Genomic DNA, 26,345 nt, shown 5'->3' with positions numbered 1-26,345 from the left:
GTCCTCCGAGCGCACGACTCATGTGGCTAGATCACAGGTGCTGGGTGGGTTCCGGTGTGGTCGACGTGGAATTTGTAGCCGTGGGGGGGTGGTCCATTCGAGGGCGTTGCTGTTGAGGGCGTGGACTTTCCAGCCGGCGTGAGTTTTGATGCGGTGGCTTCGGCGGCGCAAGGGTCTGAGGTTGGTGGTGCTGGTCTGCCCGGGTGGTCCGGACGGGTTGTAGGGGATGACGTGGTCGAGGTCGGTGCTATCAGTTGTTTCGGCGGGGCCGTAGGGGAACTGTTCGACTGGGTAAGCGAGTTTGATGTGTTCGCGGAGTCGGCGGGGGATTTCGTAGGCGTTGGTGTTGAGCTGGTCGTGCAGATCGATGACGGGCTGGATGATGATCCGGTCGTGGCCGACGAGTTCGGCGAGCTTGCCGTAGACGGGGCCGAATCCTTCGACGCGCATGGTTCCTCCACCGGCGAGCAGGGTCTCGTCGGTGAGGTGGACGTACAGCTTGGTTTGTGCCGGTCTGATGCCGTTGACGCGGTCAGAACGATCGGCGGCCGCTTTGATCGCGGACAGCTTCGCGGTCAGATCACTCCGCGCGGCAGCGTCCATACCGGTGTATGTCCCGGTGTGGAGGTCGGCCGCGGCTTCCCCGGCACCCGTGAATGGTGGTTCGGCCGGGAAATCGCGGTGTGGCCAATCGTGGTCAGCACCAGCATTTGCGTTTGTGTCGGGTCTGTTGGCCGTGAGCGGGTTGCCGGCCGGCCGGTGGTGCTGGGTGGTTTCGTCGACTGGGGCCGCATTCTCGGTCTCGGTCTCGTCTGGGGTCGTTGGATCTGTCGCGTCGCGTTCGGGTGCCCAGTCCGGATCGGTGGGGAGGTCGGTCGTGAGCGGCTCGTCGGTCGGGGTCGGGGCGGTGGCGCGGAGCCAGTCGAGGAGATCATCGTCCAGGACCTGGTCAGGAGTGGGCGGAGTCGCCGGACGTTCCGCGGGGGCGGGCGGCGTGGTTGAGGCGTGCCGGTTTGCCGGTACGTCGCTTGCGGGAGTGTCGTTCGGGGGCTGATGGCCGGCCGGTGACGAGGCTGCAGGGGTGTCGGTGGGTGTGTCGGTGGGCTCGTGGCCTGGGGTGGTTGTGGGCTGGGTTGTGGCCAGGTGCTGCATCACGCGGAGGAGTTGGTGGGCCTGGGAGGGGTCGGCGAGGATGCCGAAGGCTTTGGCTCGCTGGAGCTGGCGCGGGGCGGGGCCGTCGAGGGTGGTGAGGGCGTCGGCGATTTGGGTGAGGGTGGCGTCGAAGTGGATGACGTCGCCGGTGGCGGCTTTCACGAACACGGTGGTGGTGCCGTGGTCGTCGCTGCGGCCGGTCCAGACGCCGCGTTCGCGGGCTTTCTGTTCGGCGGCTTCGCGGGCTGCTTCAGGATCGGCTTCCCATAGGGCGGCCTTGATGATGTTGCGGAGCTGGACGGGCCCGACAGTGTCGACGATCGAGGCGACGCGCTGGTCGACGATGGCCGCCGCGTCCACGGACAGCTCTACGCAGGCGGTGGCGACCTGGCGGGCTTTCCACGGTGTGGCTTCGCGGTTGACGACCCGGTCCCAGACCAGCGGCAGACGATGACGCAAGGCGAGCGCCTGGCCGATGTTCTTCGCCGCCGATTCCGTCGATACCCCGAGCACGACACCGAACTCGGCGACGGCGAACTCGGCGACGCCGGGGCAGCCCGGCCCGCCGTAGTACAGGCCGCGTTCCCCGCCAGGGCAGGACTGGTCGCCAGAGATCATCGCCGGGTCCGGATGAAGATCGGCGTAATGCACCCCGAGCAGCAGCCGCTGGACACCGGCCTCGTTCTCCTCGGCCTGCGCCCGCGCGGTCGCGGCCAGCGTCTCCGCCGCATCCAACCCGGTCACGCCATCCTCGAACATGTCTTCGATTCTAACGCAGCGTGATCAGGTGACGCAAATCGGCGACAGGGGTATATCGCTTACCTATAAGGAGAAATTCACCTGAAACGTCGCCAGAGCATATGCCACTTCCGACTTCTATGCGCCGATCGCCGAGGCGGCGCACGGGTTCGGTAGGACGCAGGTCAGCTGCCGATGGAGCGATCGGCGAGCCACTGCTCGTGCTGGTGAAGGGCGCGGTCCCAGAGTGCGGGGACGTCGAGGTCGGTCAGTGGCAGGGTGAATTCCTCGGCCAGTACTGCGGCGAACTCGTCGGCGTCGGCGAGCACTCGGTGTTGCTTGCCGCCGGGAATCGCCGGCCCGGTGCGGGTGAGGGTGCGGGAGCGCAGGATCGCGGCCTCGTCGACGGCTGTGCGAGCTACCAGCAGGGTCTGGACGAACATGGACTCCGGTGCGGTGGCTCGCCAGTCGCATGCCTCGGTGAAGTCCTCGATTGCCAGCGGCCGCGAACGTAGGTCGCAGGTGGTGAAGGCGCCGTCCGGCCGGTGGTGCAGGCGCCACACCTCGTCGTCGAGGTATTCCAGGGAATAGGTCATGCGACCCTCGACGTGTGCTCCGGGCCGTAGCCGGATCGGTAGCAGGAAGCCGTCCATGAGGCCCACGTCGGTGAGCCACTGTTCACCGTCGGCGGTCACCAGCAGTGGCATGTGATTACGCCAAGCCGACTCACCGCGGAGTTCCCGGTCGACCGCGCCCTCGATGATCGAGACCTCGAAACCGATGGCGCCCAGCAGCAGCGCGAACGCGTGGTTCAGCTCGTAACAGAAGCCACCCCGGCGGCGGCTGATGATCTTGTCGGCCAGCGCCTCGGGCGCCAGGGGCAGCGGCCGGCCCAGCTGGATGTCGAGGTTCTCGTAAGGCACGACGGTTGCCCAGGCGTGATGCAGCTTCCGCAGACTGGCCAGGTCAGGTCTCATCGGTCCGCTGACTCCGAGCCGCTCCAACGCCGCCTCGATCTCCATTCGACCTCCTCCGTCGTCCCTGCCCGGAGGCCGACCGGACTCATCGTAGGACGCGTCCAGTCGAGCGGTGACTCGTACTACGCAAAGATCTCCGGCCCGGATTCGTCCCCTGCCGGGCGAATCCGAGCCGGAGGCTCTGGGGGTTATCTCACTTGGAGGTGTGGAACGCGGCCTTCTCGCCAAGGCTCGTGAGGCCGTTGGCCCAGAGGTTGTTGACCTGGGCGCGTTCGTTGGCGTCCGGGTTGGGGTTGGTGCAGGACGGGCCGGGGCCGCCGCCGGACATCAGTTCGGTGCAGGGGCCCGAGTAATGGTCCGGCAGGCCGAGTACGTGGCCGGTCTCGTGGGCCGTGATCCGGGTCGGGTCGTACTGCTGCGCCTGGGCGTAGTCCAGGAAGATGTAGCCGCTGCCGTGGCCGTCCGTCGACGCGTACGAGCCGCGCGAGTCGTTGCCCTCGGTGTAGTAGAAGTCGTAGTTGCTTCCTTCGACCAGGGTCACGTTGCTGACCGAGGAGTTCCAGATCGACGTACTGGAGGAGATCTGGGAGGCGAAGGTCGGGGCGTCGACCGCGTAGGTGACGGTGACGGCGGCGAGCTTGTTGCCGGCCTTGGCCTGCTTGGCCTGGGCCGACTTCATCACCGCGTCGTAGAACGCCTTGGTGGCGGCCTCGTCCTGCGGTGAGCCGGTGTACGTCGAAACGTGGCTTGCCTGGGCCGGCTCTGGGGCTGGTGCAGCAGCGGCGTAGGCAGGGACGGCCAGGGCGGCTGCGGCCAGCCCGGCCAGGGAAGTCAGGATACGGCGATGCGACATTGGAGGGCCTCACTCCGTGATCTGTGGCGGAAAGCGACCGGCGGATTACTGATCGCTACAGATCGGGAGCTTGCCAAGGGATCGGGAAATCCACACCAAATCGGGAAAAAGGTAGGGGTTAACCCTCGTTCACCGATGCCGGCGGTATGTCAGTCATAACTCGCCGGGTATGCCGACGTTCAGAATGCGGGCACCCGGTCCACGCTCGGCCAGCCGGTCGGCCTTGTTGTAGAGGTTGCAGCGCTGCAGGCTCAGGCAGCCACAGCCGATACAGCCGTCGAGGTCGTCGCGGAGTCGCTCGAGTTCGGAGATCCGCTCGTCGAGGCGGCTGCGCCAGGTCTTCGACAGCCGGCTCCAGTCGGCGCGGGTCGGGGTCCGGTCGCCGGGCAACGAATCCAGTGCGGACTTGATCTCGGCCAGTGCGAGGCCGACGCGTTGCGCGGCCTGGACGAAGGCGATCCGCCGCAAGGTGCTGCGCAGGTACTGCCGCTGGTTCCCGGCGGTCCGCCGGGAGGCGATCAGGCCCTGGTCCTCGTAGAACCGCAAGGCCGACGCGGCGACACCGGAACGATGTGCGATCTCCCCGATAGCGAGCCAGTGATCCTTGCTGGGAATGGTGTCCTCCGCCATACCTTCACCCTAGATCGGCCACACAAGAGCTGAAGGACACTTGAGGCTCGGGCGGCCCGTACGGGGGTCTTCGCAGGCGTTGGGTGAGCGGGTGGATGCCGGCCTCGACGGCTGTTCTGGCGGCCGTGTCAAGAGGTGGGCTGGTTTCGGGGTATACTTTTCGGCGTCGGTGCGCGAGTCGCGTCACCAGAGCATTTCCCAGGCGCTCCGACCCGTCGGTTTCAGCATCCCGCTGATGGACCACCGGCGACATGGGTGCAATCCGCGATAGCACCCGCAGGTCGATGCCTATCTCCTGCCCAGCACGGTTCAGTCCGGCCAAATTATTTGGCCGGCGCTCGCGTGCGGGTCCGATCCGGCATCAGTCCGTGACGTTGAGAGAGAGATTGCGTGTCCCAGCACCACCAGGACCAGTTTGTCCCCGCCGAAGGCTCCGAGGCCGATGGCCAGAAGAAGCCGCGGCACAAGAAGTTCCAGACCCAGTCGTACGGCGAGCGGATGGCCGCTGAGCTGGACGCCCCGAACACCCCCGGTACCGAGCGCAGCTCAGCCCGGGTGGAGAAGGTTGCCCCCGCTCCCGAGCGTCGCGGCGGCCCCTCCCAGTACTCCGACCGCGGCAGCCGCGGCGAGCGTCGTGACGCGCCGGTGAAGGGTTACCGCGCCGCGGAGCGCACGAGCACGAGCAGCTCCCGCCCGGAGCGCGCGCCGTACTCGCAGAACCGCAGCACCGACAGCCGTGGCACAGACAGCCGCAGCACGTCGTCGTACCCGAAGAGCAGCTACCAGGGCTCGTCGGACAAGCCGGCCTTCCGGAGCAACGACCGGGACAGCCGCGGTTTCGACCGTCCGGCCCGCGACGACCGTCCGGCGCGTAGCTTCGATCGTGGCGATCGGGACAGCCGTGGTTTCGACCGCGACCGTCCGGCCCGCAGCTACGACCGTGGCGACCGTGCCTACGACCGCCCCGAGCGGAAGTTCGACCCGATGGAGGACCTCGGCGAGGTTGCCGAGGGCAATGGCTTCGCCGCGCTCGGCCTCGCGCCGCGCCTGGTTCAGCGGATGGCCAAGGACGGCATCACCGCGCCGTTCCCGATCCAGGAAGCGACCATCCCGGACGCGCTGGCCGGTAAGGACGTGCTCGGTCGCGGTCAGACCGGTTCGGGCAAGACGCTCGGCTTCGGTCTGCCGACGCTGATGCGGCTGGCCGGTGGCCACACCGAGTCGCGCCGTCCGCGTGGCATGGTGCTGGTGCCGACCCGTGAGCTCGCCATGCAGGTGCACGACGCGCTCGAGCCGCTCGCCCACGTCATGGGTGTCACCATCAAGCTGATCGCGGGTGGGCTGCCCTACCCGAAGCAGATCGAGTCGCTGCGCCGTGGCGTCGACCTGCTGATCGCCACCCCCGGCCGGTTGATCGACCTGTGTGAGCAGGGCGCTGCCGACCTGGGCGCGGTCGAGATCGCCGTCCTCGACGAGGCCGACCACATGTGCGACATGGGCTTCATGCCCGCCGTCACCACGCTGCTCGACATGACGCCGACCTCCGGTCAGCGGCTGCTGTTCTCGGCGACGCTGGACAACGACGTCGACAAGATCGTGAAGACCTACCTGAAGGACCCGGTCACGCACTCGACCGAGTCCGGCCAGGCCACGGTCTCCACGATGGAGCACCACCTGCTCGTGATCGAGCCCGGCCACAAGCAGTCGCTGACGGCCGAGCTGGCCAGCCGCGACGGCCGCACCATCGTCTTCGTTCGCACCAAGCTGGGCGCCGACCGCGTCGCCACCCAGCTGCGCGACCGTGGCGTGATGGCCGCGGCGCTGCACGGTGGCCTGACCCAGGGCGCGCGTAACCGCACCCTGGACCAGTTCAAGGACGGTTCGGTACCGGTGTTGGTGGCCACGGATGTCGCGGCTCGCGGTATCCACGTCGACGACGTCGGCCTGGTCGTCCAGGCTGACCCGCCGGCCGAGCACAAGGACTACCTGCACCGCGCCGGCCGTACTGCGCGCGCCGGTGGCAAGGGTGCCGTCGTCACGCTTCTCCTGCCGCACCAGCGTCGGGGCATGATGCGGATGGCCGAGTCGGCCGGTGTCGAGGCCGAGCCGGTCCGCGCCCGTCCGGGTGACGGCCTGATGACCGAGCTGACCGGTGGCACCAAGCCGTCGGGCTACCCGGTCAAGCTGCCCGCCCCGAAGCCGACCCGCGGTAGCGGTGGCTTCAACAAGGGTGGCAAGCGGTTCGGTGGCGGCGGTGGCGGCCGTTCTTCGGGTGGCCGTGGCTACGAAGGCAGCCGTGGCGGCTACGAAGGCCGCAGCAGCAGTAGCAGCACCGGTGGCAGCGGCGGCAGCCGTCGTCCGGAGCGCTCCAGCAGCGCCCCGCGCCGTACCGATGGCAACCGCTACGAGGGTGGCAAGACCTTCCAGCGCTGATGTTCCAAGACAAGCCCCCGGTGGCCGTCATGGTCACCGGGGGTTTTGTTGTCAGTCGGCCTTGTCTGTTGCTTGTAGCTCCATTGCCAGCCGGGTCAGGATGATCTCCAGGTCGTCGGTATCGAGCGGGACGAGCTCCAGGATGAGCTGTCCTTCAAGGCTTTGCGCGGTACTGACGTAGATCGCCGGGATGCCGTTCTCCAGGGCGCCGGCCAAGGTTGTGGCATCGATTCCGCCGGAGACGTTCAGCAGCGCCCGCGACAACGGCAGACCAGTGGGATCAACCAGTACTTCGGCAGTCAGCCCGGGTAGCTCGTTCGCCGCGCTGACGAACGCGGTCACCTTGGCGGCCTGGTCGGCCTCCCACTTGGCCCGGTCCATCGCGTGCCACTCCTCGAGTGCCGCGAGCACGCCGACGATCGCTTCCTTCGTCGGCTTCATCGCGCGCCCGATTCCCTTCTCCTGCGCGCGAACCGCCCGTACGAGCCGATGCGTTCCGACCACCAGGCCGGCGGTCGGTGCGGCCAGATACTTCTGCGCGCTGACCAGTACTGCGTCCGCTCCCGTCGCGAGCAGGTCCGCGGTCCGGGGGAACTGCGCTGCTCCGTCGATGATCGCGGGGACGCCTCGCCGGTGCGCGGCCCGTACTGCGGCGGTCAGGTCGAGCGGCTCACCGGTGACGAGTCTCGAGGAGACGAGGAGTAGGCAGGCAACGTCGGCTCCGGCGAGCTCATCGTCCAGATCGTCAATGCCGCAACGGGTTTCATCGCCTGCGATCGTGACGCTGGCGCCCGCAAGGCGGACGGCTTGCAGGATGGATTGGCCGTAGCTGACCACGTGGCCTGCTGGTAGTACGACGCGGTTGTGCATGTCGCTGGTATCGGGCAGCGCGGCGATCCGCTCGGGATTGGTGCCGGCCATGGCGGCCGCGACGGACAGTGTGATCGCCGCTGAGGTGCAGTGGGTGACTGTGCCGGCTTGAGCTCCGGTCGCGTGGGCGAGGGCCTCGCTGGCCCGGTCGGCTAGCTCGTCCATCACGAAGAACTCGGGGAGCGCCTCCGCGACGGCGGCGGCCACGCCGGCCGAGCTGCGGGAGACCCCGAGCGGTGTGAAAGTTCCCCTGGCGTTGATGACTTCGGTCAACCGATGCCGCTCATGTGTGCCCATGGTGCGATTCACCATAGTGGCTCACAGCATCGATCTGCCATGACTTCGTCACTAAAAGTTGCGACCCTCTGTGGAAGTGCCACTCAAGGGAAGGAAAGCGGGGTGGGGGAGTTGCGCTTGAGGGGAGGGAGGTTGTTGTGATGGGTGGTTTGGGGTGGGTGGGCGGGCTATGGTCTGGCGATGGGGAGTCGGCGGTGGGGGCGGGTGGTGGTGATCTGCTTGGGGCTTGTGTTGGCTGCGGCTTCGGGGGTGGTTGCTGCGCGGTTGGCTGATCAGGATCCGAGTCGGCTCGCTGGCAGGACTCCGACTACTGGGCCAACTGGTCGTACGGAAGCGAGCGCGCCCCCCGGAGTGCCGGAGCCGTCCGGGCCGACTGCCACCGTGGCGCCGATGGCGACCGAGAATCGTACCGTTCTGCAGAGCAGGCTCTACAAGGTCGGCCCCATCCCTGCGTCGCGTTGCAAGGAGCCGACGGCTCGGGCGACCTCGCTGGCCAAAGTCAAGCAGTACTACAGCCAAACCCTCGACTGCCTCAACAAGGCCTGGGAGCCGGTGATCCTCAAGGCCGGGTTCCCGTTCCGGGCGCCCAAGCTGGTCGTGTACGCGGGCCGCTCCGCCAACACGTACTGCGATCTGACCAGCACCGCCGTCTATTGCGACGGCACGATCTACATGAGCGCCGACTACGACCTGAAGAACCAAAAGACGTACGACCCACTGTGGACCCGGACGACGATGGCGTTCCTGATCGCCCACGAGTACGGGCATCACGTCCAGGCGATGGTCGGCATCCTGCAGGCATCGCACACCCGGGAAGGGATCCTCAGCAACAGTGCCCTGGCGTTGCAGGAGAGTCGCCGGCGTGAACTGCAGGCGTCCTGCCTGAGCGGCGTCTACCTGGGCGGCGACAAGAAGTTCTTCCCCGCTCGCGGTTCCTGGCTGCTCAAGTGGAAGTGGACCGTCCGCAACCGCGGCGACGAGTGGAACCCGCAACGCACCCACGGCAGCAAGACCAACCACAGCCGCTGGTCCCGGGCCGGCTTCGACGCCGCCGACCCCGCCGCCTGCAACACCTTCGCCGCCAAACCGGCAGTCGTCGCCTAGACCGCCAGCGTCAGCAGCTGATCGGCGAACGTCTCCAGCGTCTGTACTGCGGACGCCGTATCGCGATCGACGAGCCACCCGAGCGTCACCCCGTCGGTCACCGCCAGCGTCATCCGCGCCAGCCGCTCCGCCGGGACTCTCCACTCCACCTCGGTCGCCGCCGAGATCTCCGCCAGGATCGCCTCGATCCCGGCCAGCTGACTCGCCCGTTGCTCCCGTGCCAGCGGCTCGGTCTCCGCGTTGCGCAAAGCCCAGCTCGTCAGCTCGTACGTCAGCAGTTGCGCCTCAGGCGTCGATTCGACCAAATGCCAGAAGCCGAGGAACGCATTCCGCACGCTGGCCGCCAGATCGCCGCCAGGCATGATCGCCGAGCGTGCCGCCAGCACCTGGGCATCCGCGATCACCCGGATCACCTCGTGCAGCAGCTCCTCCTTGGACCGGAAGCAGTAGTGCACGATCCCGACCGAGATGCCGAGTTCCTGCGCGATCCGGCGCGTGGTGGTCGCGGCCAGCCCCTCCCGCGTCGCGACCTGGATCGCCGCCTGGACGAGGTCGGCACGCCGCTCCTGTGCTGGTACCCGGGCCATCGGACTCCTTTCGATCGCTCTCACGGTACGTGGAGTAGGTCAAGTGTCCAAGACCCTTGACCTGATGCTACTCGTGAGTCATTCTCAGTTTTTGACGATCCCTGCCGTCATCACTCAGAAGATGCACTAGGGAGGACCCCGTGATGCGCCGCCCCGCACAGCTCACCCGCGTTGTCCGTACCACGACAGCCGCGCTCGCCGTCAGCGCAGTACTGGCCGCAGGCCTGTCCAGCAGCAGTCAGGCAAAACCGGCGGCTGCTGCTGCCGCCGCACCGGTCGACTATTGCGTCGGGCAGTGTGCCGACATCGTCCCACCGGGACAGAACGGCAATGCGACCTTCACGGATCTCCTTCTGTTCAAGGGTTTCGGGACCAGACCCGCGCATTTCAGCGACACCGTCAAACCCTATGAGTCGCTGGTCTGGAACTCCCAGGGCATCACCGACGACGGCCTCGACCCGTACTACGACGACTCGTCCTTCGGGGTCGCGCCGGGCGATGTCGCCAGCACCTACAAGCCACGCGCCGACGTCACGATCGTGCGCGACAAGTCCCGCGGCATCCCGCACATCACCGGGACCACGCGTGAGGGCACGATGTTCGGCGCCGGGTACGCCGGTGCGCAGGACCGGCTCTTCGTGATGGACGTCTTCCGCCACCTCGGCCGCGGCCAGCTGACCCCGTTCGCGGGCGGCGCGGCGGGGAACCGTGCGTTCGAGCAGGAGTTCTGGCGGACGGCGCCGTACACCGAGGCCGATCTGCAGAGGCAGTTCGACGACGCCGACGAACTGTACGGCGCCAACGGACTGAAGATGCAGAAGGACATCCAGGCCTGGGTGGACGGCGTCAACTACTACATCAACACGGTCGGAATCGCTTATCCAGGGGAGTATGTCGCGCTCGGGCTACCGACACCGCAACCCTGGAAGGTGACCGACGTCGTCGCCACGGCAGCCGTGGTGGCCGGCATCTTCGGCAACGGTGGTGGCGGCGAGATGGCTTCCGCGCTGGCGTTGCTGGAGGCGCAGGCGAAGTACGGAGTTGCCCAGGGCACCAAGGTCTGGGAGTCGTTCCGCTCCCAGAACGACCCCGAGGCGAACACCACCGTGCACAACGGGACGTCCTTCCCCTATGGGGTTGTCGGCGCGAACCCGGCCGGCCGGGCGATGCCCGATCGTGGGTCGGTGACGCCGGAGCCGGAGGTCGTCGACCAGACCGGATCGGCCGCGTCCAAGACGCTGAAGCCCAAGAGCAGTACGGGCGTCAAGCCACCGAACAAGGCTCAGGGTCAGCAAGCGCTCAAGGGCATCTTCGACGGCGGCGTCTTCCCCGAAGGCTTCGGCCCCAAGGGCATGTCGAACGCCCTGATGGTCTCCGGGCAGTACACCGAGAGCGGCAACCCGGTCGCCGTCTACGGACCGCAGACCTCGTACTTCGCACCGCAGCTCCTGATGCGCCAGGAACTCCAAGGCCCGGGCATCAGCTCGCGCGGTGTCGCCTTCGCCGGCATCAACTTCTACACGCTGATCGGTCGCGGCGCCGACTACTCGTGGAGCGCGACGTCGGCCGGCCAGGACATCACCGACACGTACGCCGTACCGCTGTGTGAAACCGATGGGAGTACGCCGAGCAAGACCTCGACGCACTACCTCTTCCGGGGGCAGTGCACGCCGATCGAGAAGCTCGAACGGCACAACGCGTGGTACTCCAGTCTGGGGTCGTCGGAACCGGCGGGCTCTTACACCTTGGTCGCCCAGCGAACGAAGTACGGGATCGTGACGCATCGGGGCACGGTGGCAGGTAAGCCCGTACTGTTCACCAGCAACCGGTCGACGTACGGGAACGAGGCGGGGTCGGCGCTCGGGTTCATGTTGCTCAACGACCCGGATCAGATCCACTCGTCCGCGGACTTCAAGAGCGCGGCGAGCAACATCGGCTACACGTTCAACTGGTTCTACACGGACAAGACCGACATCGCGTACTTCAACTCCGGCGACAACCCGGTCCGCGCGGCCGGCGCTGACCCGAACCTGCCGACCTGGAGCTCCTACGAGTGGCAGGGCTGGAACCCGGACACCAACCGGGCGACCTACACGCCGGCGGCACAGCATCCGCAGGTGGTCAACCAGGACTACCTGACGAGCTGGAACAACAAGCAGGCACCGGGTTTCTCGGCTGCTGATGGGAACTTCGGCTACAACTCGGTCTATCGCAGTCAGCCGCTGGACGATCGGATCAAGGCGGTCATCGGTTCCGGGCAGAAGTTCACCCGGGGCAAGCTGGTCGAGGCGATGGAGTCTGCCGCAACGGTCGACCTGCGGGCCGACCAGGTACTGCCGTATCTGCTGCGGGTGCTGAAGAGCGCGCCGATCACGGATCCGGTGGTGGCTGACGCGGTCGCTAAACTGCAGGCATGGCAGACGGCCGGCAGCCATCGGAAGACGCCCAACGCGGCATCGAAGACATACGACAATGCCGAGGCGATCCGGATTCTCGATGCCTGGTGGCCGTTGCTGGTGCCGGCCGAGTTCCAGGGGCTCGGGCCTGATCTCTACAACGCGCTCGTCCATGCCCAGAAGATCGACGAGCGGCCGAGTGCCCAGGGCTCTGCCTTCCAGAACGGCTGGTGGGGATTCGTCCAGCGGGACCTGCGCAAGGTGCTCGGCCCGATGAAGGGGGCTCAGCCGGTGAAGACGGCCCAGCCGGTGACGTACTGCGGTGGCGGATCGCTGGCGACCTGCCGGTCGGTGCTGGCGGATTCCTTGCTGGCAGCAACAAAGGTACCGGCCGCGACGACGTACCCGGCGACGGGCGACTGCGCCGCGGGTGACCAGTTCTGCGCGGACCAGATCGTGCATCAGCCGATGGGTGGCATCACCCAGGACCGGATGGCGTGGGTCAACCGGCCGACCTACCAGCAGGTGATCGAGTTCCCGGCGCGGCGTGGGGATGACGTCAGCAACCAGGCGGTGGGGAAGACGGCGACCGCGAGCAGCTACGAGCGTGGGGCGTACAACTCACCGCCGGCCAAGGCTGTCGACGGGGACCCGGGGTCGCGGTGGGCGAGCGACTGGTCGGATCCACAGTGGCTCAAGGTCGACCTGGGTAACGAGCAGACGGTACGCCGGGTGGTGCTCCAGTGGGAGGCGGCGTACGGGTCGGCGTACCGGATCGAGGTGTCGCGGGACAACGTGAACTGGCAGCAGGTCTACGCGACTGCCACCGGGAACGGTGGGGAGGACGTGGCGCGGTTCGCGCCGGTGCAGGCGCGGTATGTGCGGCTCACCGGGACGAAGCGGGCGACGTCGTACGGGTACTCGCTTTATGAGCTGCAGGTCTACAGGCAATGATTACCGCATGAGCCAGAATTATCCCCCGAACCCGAACCAGCCTTACCCGCCGCAGGGGCCGCCCCCGCAGCAGGGGTACCAGCAGGGACCGCCGCCGGGGTATGCCCCGCAGCCCGGTTACCAGCAGGGGCCTCCGCCGCAGGGGTACGGCCCCGGGCCTGGGCCGCAGCAGGGCTATGGGCAGCCTCCGCAGGGTGGCTACCAGCAGCCACCTCAGCCGCCGCAGCCGCAGAACGTGCCGCGGGTGGCGCCGCAGGGTTCGCCGTACCCGGTGCTGGTGTCGACGATGAACGACCTGCCCGGGTACACGGCGGAGCAGGTGTTCGGCGAGGTGTTCGGGCTGACCGTGCGGAGCCGCGACTTCGGGTCGAACTTCACCGCCAGCTTCCGGTCGCTGGGTGGCGGTGAGGTGCCGGAGTACACCCAGATGCTGGCCGAGTCGCGGCACGTCGCGGTGATGCGGATGTGCCAGATGGCCCAGCAGATGGGCGCGAACGCGATCCTGGCGATGCGTTTCGACTGCAACGAGATCGCCCAGACGATGAGCGAGGTGGCGGCGTACGGGACGGCCGTCATCGTCCGGCCGGTGGAGAAGCCGCGACCGCAGGACACAGTCGCCGACGATGAGGATGATGCCAATGACAGCTGAGCCGCTTGCCTTCGGCCCCGACTTCCTGTGGGGCGTGTCGACGTCGGCGTACCAGATCGAAGGGGCCGTGACCGAAGGTGGTCGCGGGCCCTCGACCTGGGACACCTTCTGCGCCGAGCCCGGCCGGATCGTGAACGGCGACACCGGGGCGGTCGCGTGCGACCACTACCACCGGTACGCCGAGGACGTCGGGCTGATGAAGGAGCTCGGGGTCGACGTCTACCGGTTCTCGTTCTCCTGGCCGCGCGTGCAGCCGACCGGCAAGGGGCTCGCGAACGGGGCCGGGCTGGGCTTCTACGACCGGCTGATCGACGAGTTGCTTGCCGCTGGCATCAAGCCCGCGCCGACCCTGTTCCACTGGGACACCCCGCAGGAGCTGGAGGACGCGGGTGGCTGGCTGAATCGGGACATCACCTACCGGTTCGCCGACTACGCGACGATCCTGGCCGAGCGGTTCGCGGATCGGGTGCCGCTGTGGATGACGATCAACGAGCCGATGGTGCTCACGCTGATCGGGTACGCCGTGGGCGGGCATGCGCCGGGCAAGCAGCTCGGATTCGAGGCGTTGCCGGTGGCGCATCATCAGCTGCTGGCGCATGGCCGGGCAGTACAGGCTCTGCGGGCGGGTGGCGCGTCGAACATCGGGATCGCGTCGAACCACGCGCCGACCTGGCCGGCCAGCGACAGTGCCGAGGATGTCGAGGCGGCCGGGCTCTACGACAACCTGATCAACTGGATGTTCGTCGACCCGATCCTGCTCGGTGAGTATCCGTCGGGGATCGGTGACGGGATGCCCGGGCCGGTCGCCGAGGACCTGGAGATCATTTCCACGCCGATCGACTGGTTCGGGCTCAACCACTATGCGCCGGCCCGGGTCGGCGCTCCGACGGGCAACCCCGACACGGCGGCAACGGACGGTATCCCGATCCCCGAGGGGCTGCCGTTCGAGCCGCGCGCGATGGACGAGTTCACCAAGACGGACTTCGGCTGGCCGGTCGTACCGGATGCCTTCGGCGAGATCCTCCGCACCCTCAAGGCCCGGTACGGCGACCGGTTGCCGCCCATCTACATCACCGAGAACGGCTGTGCGATCAACGACGGCCCGATCGACGGAGTGGTCACCGACCAACGCCGGATCGACTATCTGGACGGCTACCTGCGTTCACTGAAGTCGGCGATCGACGACGGAGTGGACGTCCGCGGCTACTTCCAGTGGTCCCTCCTCGACAACTTCGAATGGTCGGTCGGCTACACCCAGCGCTTCGGCCTGATCCACGTCGACTACGAGACCCTCGAACGCACCCCCAAGGCCTCGTACCACTGGTACCGCGACCTGATCGCCAAGCACCGGCCATGACTCTCGCGCTTGGTGAGCCTTCCGTTCTGGTCCGGGGGCGGTGGACTGCGGCGGTCGTGCTCGCCAACGTGGGCGTGTTCGCCACGTTTCTCGGGCCGATCCAGGTCTTGCTGGCCAAGCAATCGGATAATGTTGCTGGAGGCAACAAGGAGTTCGTGTTCGGGTTGGTGACCGGGATCGGGGCCGCGGTCTCGGTGGTGGCCAACCCGGTCGCGGGCGCCATGTCGGATCGGACCAGCTCGCGGTTCGGGCGGCGGGTGCCTTGGGTGTTCGGCGGCGCACTGGGTGGCGCGGCCGGGTTGCTGGTGCTTTCGGGGGCGTCGACCGTCGCGGTGATGGTGGTCGGTTGGTGCCTGGTGCAACTGTTCTGCAACGCGTTGCTGGCGGCAATCACCGCCGTAGTGCCGGATCGGGTGCCGAAGGTTCAGCGGGGCGCCGTCGGCGGTTGGGTCGCGCTGGCCCAGACGCTCGGCGCGCTGGTCGGAGTGGGGCTCGCCACCGTCGTCGGAGGGGTCGGCGTTGGCTACCTCGCGTGTGCGGTGTTCCTGCTGCTCTCGGTCATCCCGTACGTCGTTCGCAGCGGTGACGAGCGCCTGCCGTCGAAGCCCCCACTCGTCTGGCGGGAGTTCCTGAAAAGCTTCTGGGTCAGCCCACGGAGGTACCCGGACTTCGGTTGGGCCTGGCTGACCCGGTTCCTGCTCAACCTGGGCAACGCGCTCGGCACGCTCTACCTGTTCTTCTACCTCCAGGACGCGGTCGGCTACGGCGATCCCGACACCGGCGTACTGGTTCTGACCGCGATCTACAGCCTGTGCGTGATCCTCACCGCGGTCTCGTCCGGCAGCTGGTCCGACCGTCTCGGCCAGCGGAAGGTCTTCGTCACCTGGGCCGGCGTGGTGATGGCCGTCGGCGCGATGGTGCTCGGGATCTGGCCGACCTGGACCGCCGCCATCATCGGCGCGGTGATCCTGGGCGTCGGCTTCGGCGTCTATCTGTCCGTCGATTTCGCGCTGCTCACCGAGGTGCTGCCGAGCGCCCGCGACCGCGCGAAGGACCTCGGCGTCATCAACATCGCCAACTCCCTGCCCCAGGTGATCGCCCCCGCCATCGCCGCGCCCGTCGTCAAGGTGCTCGGTGGCTATCCAGTCCTCTATACGCTGGCCGCAGTGGTGACGCTCGCGGGCGCAGTGCTGGTGAAGAAGGTCAGAGGCGTCGCCTAGTCTGGCGACCATGCCGCTGTTTTCCTTTGAGGGCGTCAGCCCGACCGTGCACCCGGAAGCCTGGATCGCGCCGACCGCCACCCTGGTCGGCAACGTGATCGTCGAGAAGGACGCCTCGATCTGGTACGGCGTGGTGATCCGCGCCGACCTCGGGCAGGTGATCATCCGCGAGGGCGCCAACATCCAGGACAACTCGGTCATCCACGTCGGCAGCGGGATCTGCGAGGTCGGCAAGAACGCGACCGTCGGCCATCAATGCCTCGTCCACGACTGCACGGTCGGCGAGCAGGCGCTGATCGGCAACGGCGCGATCGTGCTCGACGGTGCCGTCATCGGCGCCCGCACGCTGGTCGCCGCCGGCGCCACCGTCACGCCCGGCTCGGTCATCCCGCCGGAATCCGTTGCGCTGGGCAGCCCGGCCAAGAAGATCATCCCGCTGGAGGGCACCGCCAAGCTCTTCGTCGACCACAACGCCACCGTCTACCACCACCTGGCCCGCCGCCATGCAGCGTCGATCGAGCAGGTCGGCTAAGCCTGGTAGACCTCGGTGATCCGGACGACGGCGAGATCGCAGACGCCCTCGGCCAGCGCGCGGACCAGGCATGGCCGACCCGCAACCGGGCGTGCCCCGAGGTCGCCTCGCGGACCAGTTCGTCCATCTCGGCGAGCAGGCGCCTGGCCCGCGGTACGAGCTGGGCACCCGTCGGAGTGAGCGCGATCGTACGGCTGGTCCGATGCAGCAGCCCCGTCACGTACCGGTGGGGTGTTGATGATGTTGAGCAGCGCCTTGTCGAGCCAGATGGGTGCAGCCACCGGATCACTCGCCTTCCCGGTGCTGGGACCGGCCGGCGTGGTCGCCGTGCGGCAGTGGGTGGCGGCGGTCCTGCTGGTGGGGATCACCCGGCCACGGTTCCGGACGTTCACCCGTCGCGAGTGGTTGCCCGTCGTCGCGCTGGCTGCCGTCTGCGCGGTCATGAATCTCACCCTCTACACGGCGATCGACCGAATCGGGCTCGGCCTCGCGGTCACGCTGGAATTCCTGGGCCCGCTGGCCATCGCCCTGACCGCTGCCTTGACCGTCTCGCGCCGAAAGCTCGACCTGTTCTGCGCGATCGTCGCGGGCGCGGCCGTCGTCGTACTGATGAGGCCGCAACCGACCACCGACTACCTCGGCATCGCGTTCGGGCTCGTCGCGGCCGCCTGCTGGGCGGCGTACATCCTGCTCAACCGCACCCTCGGCACCCGCCTGCCATCTGCCCAGGGCGCGGCAGCTGCGTCGACGGTCTCAGCCATCGCGTACCTCCCGGTCGGCCTGTGGATCCTGGTGCACCACCAGCCGTCACTCCGGTACGTCGCTTACGCGGTGGCAGCCGGCATCCTCTCCTCAGCCGTCCCTTTCCTGGTCGACCTGATCGCCCTCCGCCGGGTCCCCGCCGGCTTCTTCGGCCTCTTCATGAGCATCAACCCGCTGCTCGCAGTACTGGTCGGCTGGGTCGTCCTCGACCAGACAGTCGGCCTGGTCGAGTGGTTCGCGATCGCCGCGATCGTCGCCGCCAACACCCTCAGCGTCCTCCGTAGCGCAGTGGCAGTGCGCTACGACGCCTGATGGGTCATGCGTTCAGTTCGCCGGTTCTTCAAGCAGTACGAGCGGAATTTCCCGCGCCGTCTTGGTCTGGTAGCCGGCGTAGTTCTTGTGGTCCGCCACAACCAGCGGCCACAAGCGACCGCGCTCTTCCGCCGTGGCCACCCTGGCCTGCATCTGCCGGATGGGTTCGCCCCGGTAGCTCACGTCCACCTGGGGGTTGTCGCGGAGGTTGAGGAACCATGCCGGGTGTCGGTCGTCTCCGCCGCGGGAGGCGACGACGACTAGCGTCGAGCCCTCCTGGATTGGTGACGTGAGCATGACCGAGCGCGGCTGGCCGGACTTGCGGCCGATGGTGGTGAGTTGCAGTACCGGCATGTCCGAGGCTCGCCAGCCGGCCCGGCCGCCAGTGAGCTTGAGGAGGCTGCGGTGAACTGCGTTCATGGCTTTCAAAGCGAAATCGGTGGGCATATCAACTCCGATAGAAGAACTCGTCGATCGCCTGGGCGGTGTCGAGGGTGTGGTCGGTTGGGCCCAGCAGGAAGCGGGGGTGGGCTGTTCTGGGTCCGGGGATGGTGTGACCGCCCTCGTGCACGGTGTAGAGGGTCACTGGCTGGTGGCCCGGCTGGCGGTAGTCGGTGCGTTCCACTCGCGTCGGTCCGGCCGTGCTCACCGGGGTCGTGGTGGGTGCCGTGGTGATGCCGTTGCGTTGAGCGTAGTACGCGGCCGTTTCCTGGGCGGACAAACCGAGTCCTCGAGGCCGGAACCGGTACATCTTCGCCATCCCGCCGGCATAGGGGACGATCGGATCTTTTGTACCGTGCACGAACATGACCGGCACAGGCTGCTCCTGCGCGGAGTCCGGGGCGAAGTTGTCCGGGACGGACTGGGTCGCCGACAAGATGGCGGCGCCGGCCAGCGCGGCCGGGATCTCGTGGATCAGGCGGATCACCAGTTGGCCGCCATTGGAGTATCCGATGGCGTGGACCTGGGTGCTGTCGCCGTTGCACCGGCGTACCAGGAGGTCGATGGCGGCCTTGGTGAAGGCGACGTCGTCCATGCCATCGGCGCGGGCCGCGGAGGTGTTGACGATCCGGGCGTCGTTCCAGTGCTTCTTGTGTCCGTCGAGATAGGCGACCACCGCCCCGGACTTCGCCCCGATGTGGTCGAAGGTGTTCGCCGTGAACGAGCGAATCGTGGCGGCGCTCTGCATGGAGCCGTGGAAGACGAGGACGATCGGCGCCTTGCCGGCGCCGGCCTGCTGGTCGTGCTGCTGGTGCACCACGGTCAGCGTGCGGGTCCGGCCGTCGACCGTTACCGATTCGGGTGACACCGTGACCTCTGACGTCGTACTCATGTCCCCACTATAGCCATAACCGGATGAGCTATCCGAATAGATGCCTGATCCGGTTATCCACCGGTCCCGGTTAGAGTGAGTTCATGAAGGACGTGCCCAGCAGCCCGCAGCCGGTGCTCCGCAAGGACGCCGCGCGCAACCGGCGGTACATCGTCGAGGCGGCGCGGGCGCTCGCGCACGAAGGAAAGCCGATTCAGCTCAACGCGGTCGCGAAGGCGGCCGACGTCGGCGTCGGTACCGTGTACCGCCATTTCCCGAGCCCGGAGGCTCTGGTCGAGGCGGTGGCGGCAGATCAGTTCGAGTCCTTGATCCGGCAAGCTGAAGAGGCTGCCGCGCTACCCGACGCCGAGCAGGCGTTACGGGTCTTCCTGAAAGCTGCTGTTGCGGCGTACCTACAGGACGACGCGTTCGCTGCCGCTGCCATCGACCCTGATCCAGCCACGCCAGACATCCAGCACCTGCGGCACAGACTGCAGGAGGAGCTCAATGGTCTCCTGGCACGGACCGCGGCCGAGGGCGGGCTCCACCCTGCCCTCACGGCTGCGGACATGATGCTCCTGCTCTGCGGCGTTGGCTTCGCCGTCCGGCACTCTCCCGACCGCGACGCCCCGGATCTCCCCGATCGCTATCTCAACGCCCTCCTTGATGGTGCCCTCAGCAACTAACTCCCGGCAGCTCCACGAGTACGCCCCGGCCCCGGCGCTCGCGGTCCGAGCCGCCATGTAAGGACCGGGCTGGAACGCTCCGGTGTGTCGATCTGATGCCGGGCTCGAAGGTCTGCGGCCAAGGCGTCCAGCTTGTCGATCGACCGCGCGACGAGCAGGAGGTTCGCTCCACGGGCGGCGAGTTGCCGTGCGAACTCCGCGCCGATGCCACTCGACGCCCCGGTGACCAGGGCTGTTCGGCCGGAGATGAGGGTCGGGTCGTACATGGCTGCTCCTCGGGTGGGCTGCGTGGCACAGCGAAGTACTTGAGTAAATCAAGTACTTCGACAGCTTAGCAACTTGATGCCCTGATGGCGAAGGCGTTGTCCGGTCACGCCGCGGAGCGCGCGGCCCGCAGCCTTGGCTAACCCTGTCCGGATCTCATGGCACGGATAAGGGTGGCGTAAGGGAAATCCTTGATGCCGTCGATAGGTGTGATCGGGTTGAATCTGAGGAGTGGTGACGTCACTGCGTTCGGCGGGCCGGGGATCGACCTCCGGGGGCGGAAGGTTCGAGCTCCGGCCCGCATTAACCGAACTTGGCCGTTAAATGTCCGGACGTGTGCGTCAATCGATATCCCACTCCGGGAATCGTCTCGATCAAACCGGGCTTCCCGAGCTTTCGGCGCAGCGTCATCATCGTGACGCGGACCGCATTCGTGAACGGGTCGGCATTCTCGTCCCAAGCCTTCTCGAGCAACTCCTCGGCACTGACCACGACCCCGGCGGACCGCATCAGGACGTCCAGTACTGCGAACTCCTTCGGCGACAACTGGAGGAACCGGCCCTCGCGGCTGGCCTGGTGCCTGGGCAGATCGAGAACGACGCCCTGCCACGTCCGTACCGGTGGAAGCGTCCGCGCCGACCTGCGTCCGAGCGCCTGGATCCGCGCCACCAGCTCCACGGTCGCGAACGGCCAGGACAACACGTCATCCGCGCCGAGCGCCAGCCCGTCGACCCGGTCCGACACCTCCGCCGACCGGGTGAGCAAAAGCAGTCGCGGTCCTTCGCCGGACGCGACCACCTTCCTGACCACCTCGTCAGCCGGCGTCGACGGCAGGTCGCTGTCGAGCACAACCACGTCGTACGAGTGCAGCCCGATGCGCTCCATCGCGGCCGCCCCGTCCGCGCAGACGTCGACAGCCATCGACAACCTCCGCAAATCGCGAGCAGTACTCGCCAGGAACTCCGGATCCACCCCCGCAATCAGTACTCGCACCGATACTGCTCCCCCAGCTCCGGCCGCTCCATGATCAGCAGTCGCATATTCCGAGTATCGCTTCCTTTTCCCCCGACCGCCGCACGTCTCAGCGCGCCATCCCGCGTACCGCTCGGCCCCAGTGACGCACAACACAACAATCATTGACGCTTCAGTCAATTGTCCGCGGTATGCACCTCGGCGCATAGTCAAAGAATCAATTCCCGGCATTACCCCCAGCTTCGCTACGCGACGGGGGACCGACTCTCGGGACGGGGAGCTCTTCCGTAGCTGTTTCACCGACGAGGTCGAGGTCGACTTCAGCGCGAGCTTCGGTCGATCCGTCGTTCGTGTCACTGCCGATGACTGGGGCAAGGCGACTGCGCCTGTTTAGGTCTTTGCCAGGTGGGCACTGATAGTGACCGCGCTGCCAGGCCGTCTCATCGACCGTCTCGATCCGTGGATGCATTTCACGCCTGAACGGTGATGATCAAACGTTTCGTACCTAGCCAAATCCCGGCATCGCTGTTGCGGTGAGGTAGCGGTTCGATCACTCAGGGGAACCGCAATTCGCTATCGAGAGGGAAATCGTGAGGCTAGCGAAACGCTTTGCTGCCATCGGCGCGATCGGGGTTCTGACCGCCGTCGCGCTGACTACCAGCAGTAACGCCCAGCCAGTAGAACCTGCCGCGGCCCCCGCCGCCGCGGCGACGGACTCCGATCACGACACGGTCTACGTCACCGGCAAGGACCGGGCGGGCAACATGACGGTGACCATCTACGACCCAGCCAAAGGCGTCACCCCGGACCAGTTGCGGGAAAAGCTCCGCAGCAACGGCGTCACCGGAGTGCTGAACAAGGGCCAGACACCGCCGTCCAGTCAGCCCAACACGTCCACCCCGCCGAAGGCCCTGGCCTGCCTGACCGAGGGAACGGCCCGGCAATGGTGTGACCACCAGTGGAACTACGGCAGCTACAAGGACCCGCAGGTCTACTTCCTGGACTCCACGACATCCGCCTGGCCCGTAGTGGCTTCGGTGACCGAGTGGAACAGGGCAACCGGCATCGACTCGTTCTGGAAGTCCGGATCGTCAGCCTGCCCGAGCGGCGTCCACTGCGTCACGGTAGCCAACGGCGCGTACGGAAGTACCGGCTGGCTCGGCCTGACGACATGGACCCCGAGCACCCAGGGCCCGGTTTCAGTCCAACTCAACGACAGCTACACCCTGACCGCCGCCGAACACCGCACGGTCGCCTGCCACGAACTGGGGCACGCGCTGGCGCTCAACCACAACACCTCGACATCCAGTTGCCTGTACTCCGGTACATACATCTCACTGGTCCCGAACGCCGACGACTACAAGCTCCTCCCGCTGATCTACCCGCTCGCCGGCACCTGATCGTCTAAGCCCCTGAGGCGCCGCCCACTCGTGGGCGGCGCCTCGACCGCCGCTCCAGCCTGGCTGGACTTGTGGTCGGACTGGGGAGTCAGTTGATCGCCCGCCCCTGCAGAAGACGCGCGACCTCGACAGCGAGATCCGCGGCCCGTGGATGGAACGTTCTCCAGAAGACCGAGTAGTTTTGCTCAACTGTGGTCAGAATCGATCCGTCGAGCGGCACCTTGCCGCACTTGTCCAGCAGCCACTCGCACAGGCTGGGCAGCAACCGCTCTGAAGGCACATCTCGAGCCTGATCGGATACGGCGGCGATCAAGCCGACGATCACGGACCAGGACGCGGTGGGTTCGGATCGACCGCCGCCCAGGTCCGTGAGTCGGCGGTAAGCAGCGATGAGATCACTTTGGGCTCGGTCGGGGGAGATGAAGAAGGACCCGAGCACGATCGCGCCAGCCTCCCTCCGCGTCGATCCAGCTACCCGCGCGAGCTCGCGGACGTGGTCGCATTGTTCATGAAGTGCGCTGCGGACGCTGTCCGGCCAGTCGCGGAGGGTTGTGTCCGGCCGGTTGACGATTTCAAGCTTGATTCGGTTCTCTGCCAGGTCATGCGCGACTTTTGCTTCCATTCCTTCCCAATAAGCTTCCTGCATCCCCTCGAGCAGTCGCTGTGTCGGAGGTTGCGACCAAACGATTCCGGCCAGCTGAGATCGCCTCGCAGCGATCGACTGAGGAGCGTGGCGGCCAAGTTGGGCCAACCGCTGTGCCCATTCCCTGACGGCTGGCTCCGGCGAAGCCGCACCCATGACTTCATGGGCGCCATACGCGAATTCCAGCACAGCGCGGTCCGGAGTCTCGCTCTCGCGGTTGTCCCATTCGAGCGACCCGATCAGGCGTTCCTCGTCCCAGAATGCCTTCTGCGCCTCGGATGGCAGGCTGCGCCAGCTGCGCGCGATTGCGCTCCACACCCGCATCCGGGCCGCCGATCGCTCAGCCGGATGTAACCAGAACCATACGAAGTGGCGTAGATGTCCCTCCACCCGCGCACAGTTGAGCCAAGTGTCAGGGTCGATCACTTCAGCTCGGCACGCGCGGAGAATTGCGTCGGACGTAATCTTCCAATTCGGCACGCCGGTCGGCTCCTCGGCGAACCAGATCGATTGCTGACGGGACTCGTAGTCCCCGACTCGCCGAAGCCAGGAGGCCACTATCTCCAGCGACGCGCCTGGTGCGGGCGTCAGCTTGCCGCTCGCGACCTCCGCGATCGACTGGAGGAGCTCCGGGACTTGCTGGTACTTGTCGTAGTACAGCGGCCGAACGCCGTACGACGCCGTGAGCGCGCGCTGCTCCCACCAGTCTCTCGACGTTCCCTCCTGTGGCAAAGTCGCGTAGTGCATCGGGCGGGCGACAGGCAATTCTCGTCGCGCTTGCGCAGCGGCATCACGGAGTGCGACATCGCTCCAAGAGACGCCGACCGACAAGACGACGTAGTCCTCGAAGAGCCGAGACAAGATCTTGCGATACGGAGAGTCCGAAGTGAGAACCGCGTCATAAGTCGATCGCGACAGCACGACCGGGGAGCCGCTGACACCATCCGTGGCGGCGATTGAGCCATGCAGTTTGACAACATTCACCTCGCCGCTTGCGGGCTCGAACAGGTGCCCCAGACGCCAAGCGGGCAACTCTGTCCGGTCGATGACGCGCACTGTCAACCGTGCCGGCAGGTTGAGGCGGAGCACTGCCACTAGGTCGTCGGTGTAGTTCAGCGAGACGATCAGCCGGACGCCGGAGCATACGACCGCGGTCAGTGCCTGGGCGATCGCGGTCTCAGCTACCGCTTCATTTGTGCGCGCTGGAATAGCTCTGCTGATGTTCTCTCGGTAGCCAACCGGCCCGAGCGTGAGCCGGATCGCCTCAGCGGCCTCCATCGGCCACTGTTTGGCGACATCTTTCAGATGCGACCTGTCCAATGTGGCGCCATCCGGACCTCCCGCAACCTCGTCGAGCAGATCAGTCCAACCGGGCCGGCTGCTGAGAGCCTGGTCGACGCCGGCGCCTATCAATAGGACCAGCCGGGATGCCCCATCTCGGGACTTGATGGCAGCAGCTACCTCGCTGATCGATCGCCTGCCGTGGGGCGTTGCATTCCACGCCGGGGTGCCTGGCATCAGCTCACCGTGGGAACAGGCCGGTCGAGCGCCTCTCCCTCAGACAAGGCTCGCGCCATTTCGCGTGCGGCCACGGTGATCGCTTCAGCGACCTCCACTTCCGGCTTCCAGCCGACCGATCGCAACCGGGTCGAGTCCGAGGCGTAGGAACGGTCGTGCACCAGCCGGTCGGCCACATGGTCGAGACCGGGCTCGACGTCGAGCGCCCGGCCAACCAGTTCGATCACTTGCAGGACAGAGAGCCAGACACCGGAAGACGCCTGGTAGATACCAGCGTCGGCATTCTCGCGGTCGGAAAGAACGATGAGTGCCCGGCAGAGGTCGTCGACCGCCATCCACTCGCGCAGTTGATCCCCTGCACCGTAGACAGGCACAGCGCGGCTGTTCATCATGCAGGTGACCGCGATAGGGATCAGCTTGGGGGCACGTTGTTCGCCGCCAACGAGGTTGCAGGACCGCAGGATCACCAAATCCAGACCGTAGGTGTCGCGATAGCATTCCAGGATGGTCTCGGCGCAAGCCTTGGATGCGGCATATGGTTGGCTCGGCCGGTTCGGCTCATCTTCGCCCAGCGGCTTGAAACTCTCTCCCAATACCTCATCTGAGGACACGTAGATCAGCCGGGCGTGAGGATTCGCGCGGAGCCACTCGCCGGCATCTATTGCAATGGCCACATTCGATTCGAATGCTCTGCTCGGGTTGATCAGTGCTTCATCGACGTTTGTCTCACCCGCCAGAATGATCGCGGTGTCGATCTTCCCTACATTCAGCGTAGAAATGCTATCCACCTGAATGGTCTCGATCTCTCCGGCGCTCCCACCCAACAAGTCGGGTGGGAAACCTTCCATCGGCCGGCGGTCGGTGAGGATCAGGTGAGGCGAGTCTTGTGCCAGAAACTGCGGGACCAGGCGCGTTCCCACGAAGCCGGCCGCGCCGTGGATAAGAATGGCGGACAAATCCGATCGCTCCTTCTGTTCGACGTGGCCTCGTACCGGCTGGCCCTGACGGGGTGACGCTGCCACGGATCATCTCCTGGTTGGTGGTGGGCAGTTGCAAGAAAACTGCTCGGCGTCCCCGAGTAATCGCATCAGATACGCCCAAGGTTGATCAATTCCATGATCGGTGCGAAATGCCATAAACGCTCGAACTGGTTCGGCGATATTCGCCAATGGATGATGCCAAGCATCCAGGACGAGCTCGCGGTCCACATGTCCGCGATGGACGTAACCGGCCAATGTGTCATATAACGCCAACGAGTAGTTGATTTCATCCCAGCCTTCCTCGCCAAGTTTCGGGAACCGATTCTCCTGCGCGGCTTGGAATAATCTACGTCGCCCAGATGCTGCGATCGGATCTATCAACAGTTCGTGTAGGCGCTGGTAGGTCGCCGATCGTGCCATCAGCTCGGCGTGTGACGCGGCGTCCTCGGAAAGCTCCTTGGTCGTATTGACGTTCTGCCGCGCGGTCACAATTGAAATGATCAGCGCCAGCAGGGAGACGCCCAAAGCCAGTAGATCCTTGTTTTTTTCCCAGTAACTTCCGGCGGGCAAGGCAATGAAGGCGACTAGGCAGTCCACGGGTCGAGGCTAGTCGCTATCGAGACCCGATGCGAGCTAGGCATTCGAGAGCAGGCTGCCGATGCCGGCCGGGATGCGATCGTTCGCCGACGAGCCGGCGGGTTTACTGCTCGCGTTTCCAGGGAATGGCCGCGATGATTCTTTAAGACT

At 66.4% G+C, this 26,345-nt stretch carries 22 protein-coding genes and 2 pseudogenes; 10 read left to right on the top strand and 14 right to left on the bottom strand.

The features are described from left to right. Positions 1-18 precede the first annotated feature (18 nt). From G3I17_RS08870 to soxR, 4 genes are all read right to left on the bottom strand, one after another. Positions 19-1,911 carry an HNH endonuclease signature motif containing protein gene (locus G3I17_RS08870; protein ID WP_164595445.1) on the bottom strand — a complete coding sequence of 631 codons (1,893 nt, stop codon included), beginning with the start codon at positions 1,909-1,911 and terminating at the stop codon, positions 19-21. A 164-nt stretch (positions 1,912-2,075) separates the two neighbouring features. Beyond that, on the bottom strand, positions 2,076-2,912 hold the full coding sequence (locus G3I17_RS08865; protein ID WP_164595444.1) for an arylamine N-acetyltransferase: 837 nt from the start codon (positions 2,910-2,912) through the stop codon (positions 2,076-2,078). A gap of 148 nt (positions 2,913-3,060) precedes the next feature. Continuing rightward, positions 3,061-3,720 (bottom strand): snapalysin, encoded by a 660-nt coding sequence (gene snpA / locus G3I17_RS08860; RefSeq protein WP_164595443.1) that lies wholly within the window; start codon positions 3,718-3,720, stop codon positions 3,061-3,063. 153 nt (positions 3,721-3,873) lie between these two features. Beyond that, positions 3,874-4,350, bottom strand: a complete 477-nt coding sequence (gene soxR / locus G3I17_RS08855) for a redox-sensitive transcriptional activator SoxR (protein ID WP_164595442.1) — start codon at positions 4,348-4,350, stop codon at positions 3,874-3,876. Positions 4,351-5,370: 1,020 nt separating this feature from the next. Between soxR and G3I17_RS40580 the strand changes: the two are divergent. Further along, positions 5,371-6,453 (top strand): annotated as a pseudogene (locus G3I17_RS40580) (DEAD/DEAH box helicase); the annotation flags it as partial. Between the two features lie 381 nt (positions 6,454-6,834). On the opposite strand, the gene G3I17_RS08845 reads toward G3I17_RS40580, so the two are convergent. Further along, on the bottom strand, positions 6,835-7,950 hold the full coding sequence (locus G3I17_RS08845) for an aminotransferase class V-fold PLP-dependent enzyme (protein ID WP_203589909.1): 1,116 nt from the start codon (positions 7,948-7,950) through the stop codon (positions 6,835-6,837). Between the two features lie 390 nt (positions 7,951-8,340). Between G3I17_RS08845 and G3I17_RS08840 the strand changes: the two genes are divergently transcribed. Continuing rightward, positions 8,341-9,054 (top strand): neutral zinc metallopeptidase, encoded by a 714-nt coding sequence (locus G3I17_RS08840; RefSeq protein WP_164595440.1) that lies wholly within the window; start codon positions 8,341-8,343, stop codon positions 9,052-9,054. Here G3I17_RS08840 and G3I17_RS08835 read toward each other — a convergent pair. Continuing rightward, positions 9,051-9,641, bottom strand: coding sequence for a TetR/AcrR family transcriptional regulator (locus G3I17_RS08835; protein WP_164595439.1), 591 nt, complete (start codon positions 9,639-9,641; stop codon positions 9,051-9,053). The two genes, G3I17_RS08840 and G3I17_RS08835, sit on opposite strands and share 4 nt — an antisense overlap. Positions 9,642-9,784: 143 nt before the next feature. Between G3I17_RS08835 and G3I17_RS08830 the strand changes: the two genes are divergently transcribed. The 5 genes from G3I17_RS08830 to G3I17_RS08810 are packed head-to-tail and all read left to right on the top strand — an operon-like array spanning position 9,785 to position 16,749. Beyond that, positions 9,785-12,991 carry a penicillin acylase family protein gene (locus G3I17_RS08830; protein WP_164595438.1) on the top strand — a complete coding sequence of 1,069 codons (3,207 nt, stop codon included), beginning with the start codon at positions 9,785-9,787 and terminating at the stop codon, positions 12,989-12,991. Positions 12,992-12,998: 7 nt separating this feature from the next. Beyond that, positions 12,999-13,640 (top strand): heavy metal-binding domain-containing protein, encoded by a 642-nt coding sequence (locus G3I17_RS42035; protein WP_164595437.1) that lies wholly within the window; start codon positions 12,999-13,001, stop codon positions 13,638-13,640. After that, complete coding sequence (locus tag G3I17_RS08820; protein ID WP_164595436.1) at positions 13,630-14,997, top strand: GH1 family beta-glucosidase; 1,368 nt, start codon at positions 13,630-13,632, stop codon at positions 14,995-14,997. Before G3I17_RS42035 ends, G3I17_RS08820 begins: the two co-directional genes overlap by 11 nt. Further along, positions 14,994-16,217 carry an MFS transporter gene (locus G3I17_RS08815; protein WP_164595435.1) on the top strand — a complete coding sequence of 408 codons (1,224 nt, stop codon included), beginning with the start codon at positions 14,994-14,996 and terminating at the stop codon, positions 16,215-16,217. Before G3I17_RS08820 ends, G3I17_RS08815 begins: the two co-directional genes overlap by 4 nt. A gap of 10 nt (positions 16,218-16,227) precedes the next feature. Next, on the top strand, positions 16,228-16,749 hold the full coding sequence (locus G3I17_RS08810; RefSeq protein WP_164595434.1) for a gamma carbonic anhydrase family protein: 522 nt from the start codon (positions 16,228-16,230) through the stop codon (positions 16,747-16,749). A 58-nt stretch (positions 16,750-16,807) separates the two neighbouring features. Here the strand turns inward: G3I17_RS08810 and G3I17_RS40575 are convergent. Further along, positions 16,808-16,960: pseudogene (locus G3I17_RS40575) on the bottom strand (LysR family transcriptional regulator); the annotation flags it as partial. Between the two features lie 56 nt (positions 16,961-17,016). Between G3I17_RS40575 and G3I17_RS08800 the strand changes: the two are divergent. Then, on the top strand, positions 17,017-17,823 hold the full coding sequence (locus tag G3I17_RS08800; protein WP_343238250.1) for an EamA family transporter: 807 nt from the start codon (positions 17,017-17,019) through the stop codon (positions 17,821-17,823). Positions 17,824-17,835: 12 nt separating this feature from the next. Here the strand turns inward: G3I17_RS08800 and G3I17_RS08795 are convergent, their stop codons facing one another. Then, on the bottom strand, positions 17,836-18,270 hold the full coding sequence (locus tag G3I17_RS08795; protein WP_164595432.1) for a nitroreductase/quinone reductase family protein: 435 nt from the start codon (positions 18,268-18,270) through the stop codon (positions 17,836-17,838). A 1-nt stretch (position 18,271) separates the two neighbouring features. Beyond that, a complete protein-coding gene (locus G3I17_RS08790) occupies positions 18,272-19,156 on the bottom strand; it encodes a dienelactone hydrolase family protein (protein ID WP_164595431.1) in 885 nt (294 codons plus the stop codon). An 83-nt stretch (positions 19,157-19,239) separates the two neighbouring features. Between G3I17_RS08790 and G3I17_RS08785 the strand changes: the two genes are divergently transcribed. Then, complete coding sequence (locus G3I17_RS08785; protein ID WP_164595430.1) at positions 19,240-19,821, top strand: TetR/AcrR family transcriptional regulator; 582 nt, start codon at positions 19,240-19,242, stop codon at positions 19,819-19,821. On the opposite strand, the gene G3I17_RS08780 is transcribed toward G3I17_RS08785, so the two are convergent. Beyond that, positions 19,818-20,087: an SDR family NAD(P)-dependent oxidoreductase gene (locus G3I17_RS08780; protein ID WP_164595429.1), complete on the bottom strand. Its 270-nt coding sequence runs from the start codon at positions 20,085-20,087 to the stop codon at positions 19,818-19,820. The two genes, G3I17_RS08785 and G3I17_RS08780, sit on opposite strands and share 4 nt — an antisense overlap. 301 nt (positions 20,088-20,388) lie before the next feature. Then, on the bottom strand, positions 20,389-21,078 hold the full coding sequence (locus G3I17_RS08775) for a response regulator transcription factor (protein WP_343238241.1): 690 nt from the start codon (positions 21,076-21,078) through the stop codon (positions 20,389-20,391). Between the two features lie 569 nt (positions 21,079-21,647). Here G3I17_RS08775 and G3I17_RS08770 point away from each other — a divergent pair. Then, complete coding sequence (locus G3I17_RS08770; RefSeq protein ID WP_164595427.1) at positions 21,648-22,457, top strand: hypothetical protein; 810 nt, start codon at positions 21,648-21,650, stop codon at positions 22,455-22,457. Between the two features lie 88 nt (positions 22,458-22,545). Here the strand turns inward: G3I17_RS08770 and G3I17_RS08765 are convergent, their stop codons facing one another. The 3 genes from G3I17_RS08765 to G3I17_RS08755 are packed head-to-tail and all read right to left on the bottom strand — an operon-like array spanning position 22,546 to position 26,195. Further along, positions 22,546-24,618, bottom strand: a complete 2,073-nt coding sequence (locus G3I17_RS08765) for an SIR2 family protein (RefSeq protein ID WP_164595426.1) — start codon at positions 24,616-24,618, stop codon at positions 22,546-22,548. Beyond that, positions 24,618-25,640 (bottom strand): NAD-dependent epimerase/dehydratase family protein, encoded by a 1,023-nt coding sequence (locus G3I17_RS08760; RefSeq protein ID WP_164595425.1) that lies wholly within the window; start codon positions 25,638-25,640, stop codon positions 24,618-24,620. Before G3I17_RS08760 ends, G3I17_RS08765 begins: the two co-directional genes overlap by 1 nt. Before the next feature lie 3 nt (positions 25,641-25,643). After that, complete coding sequence (locus tag G3I17_RS08755; RefSeq protein WP_164595424.1) at positions 25,644-26,195, bottom strand: hypothetical protein; 552 nt, start codon at positions 26,193-26,195, stop codon at positions 25,644-25,646. Positions 26,196-26,345 lie beyond the last annotated feature (150 nt).

The sequence above is a fragment of the Streptomyces sp. SID13031 genome, from assembly GCF_010548305.1.
Taxonomy (GTDB): Bacteria; Actinomycetota; Actinomycetes; order Propionibacteriales; family Kribbellaceae; genus Kribbella.
This window is presented reverse-complemented; position numbering and strand designations above follow the sequence as displayed.

Coding starts and splice junctions, on each gene's coding strand:
- G3I17_RS08870 (WP_164595445.1), bottom strand. CDS start 1,911: ATGTTCGAGGATGGCGTGACCGGGTTGGATGCGGCGGAGACGCTGGCC.
- G3I17_RS08865 (WP_164595444.1), bottom strand. CDS start 2,912: ATGGAGATCGAGGCGGCGTTGGAGCGGCTCGGAGTCAGCGGACCGATG.
- snpA (WP_164595443.1), bottom strand. CDS start 3,720: ATGTCGCATCGCCGTATCCTGACTTCCCTGGCCGGGCTGGCCGCAGCC.
- soxR (WP_164595442.1), bottom strand. CDS start 4,350: ATGGCGGAGGACACCATTCCCAGCAAGGATCACTGGCTCGCTATCGGG.
- G3I17_RS08845 (WP_203589909.1), bottom strand. CDS start 7,950: ATGGGCACACATGAGCGGCATCGGTTGACCGAAGTCATCAACGCCAGG.
- G3I17_RS08840 (WP_164595440.1), top strand. CDS start 8,341: ATGGCGACCGAGAATCGTACCGTTCTGCAGAGCAGGCTCTACAAGGTC.
- G3I17_RS08835 (WP_164595439.1), bottom strand. CDS start 9,641: ATGGCCCGGGTACCAGCACAGGAGCGGCGTGCCGACCTCGTCCAGGCG.
- G3I17_RS08830 (WP_164595438.1), top strand. CDS start 9,785: ATGCGCCGCCCCGCACAGCTCACCCGCGTTGTCCGTACCACGACAGCC.
- G3I17_RS42035 (WP_164595437.1), top strand. CDS start 12,999: ATGAGCCAGAATTATCCCCCGAACCCGAACCAGCCTTACCCGCCGCAG.
- G3I17_RS08820 (WP_164595436.1), top strand. CDS start 13,630: ATGACAGCTGAGCCGCTTGCCTTCGGCCCCGACTTCCTGTGGGGCGTG.
- G3I17_RS08815 (WP_164595435.1), top strand. CDS start 14,994: ATGACTCTCGCGCTTGGTGAGCCTTCCGTTCTGGTCCGGGGGCGGTGG.
- G3I17_RS08810 (WP_164595434.1), top strand. CDS start 16,228: ATGCCGCTGTTTTCCTTTGAGGGCGTCAGCCCGACCGTGCACCCGGAA.
- G3I17_RS08800 (WP_343238250.1), top strand. CDS start 17,017: ATGGGTGCAGCCACCGGATCACTCGCCTTCCCGGTGCTGGGACCGGCC.
- G3I17_RS08795 (WP_164595432.1), bottom strand. CDS start 18,270: ATGCCCACCGATTTCGCTTTGAAAGCCATGAACGCAGTTCACCGCAGC.
- G3I17_RS08790 (WP_164595431.1), bottom strand. CDS start 19,156: ATGAGTACGACGTCAGAGGTCACGGTGTCACCCGAATCGGTAACGGTC.
- G3I17_RS08785 (WP_164595430.1), top strand. CDS start 19,240: ATGAAGGACGTGCCCAGCAGCCCGCAGCCGGTGCTCCGCAAGGACGCC.
- G3I17_RS08780 (WP_164595429.1), bottom strand. CDS start 20,087: ATGTACGACCCGACCCTCATCTCCGGCCGAACAGCCCTGGTCACCGGG.
- G3I17_RS08765 (WP_164595426.1), bottom strand. CDS start 24,618: ATGCCAGGCACCCCGGCGTGGAATGCAACGCCCCACGGCAGGCGATCG.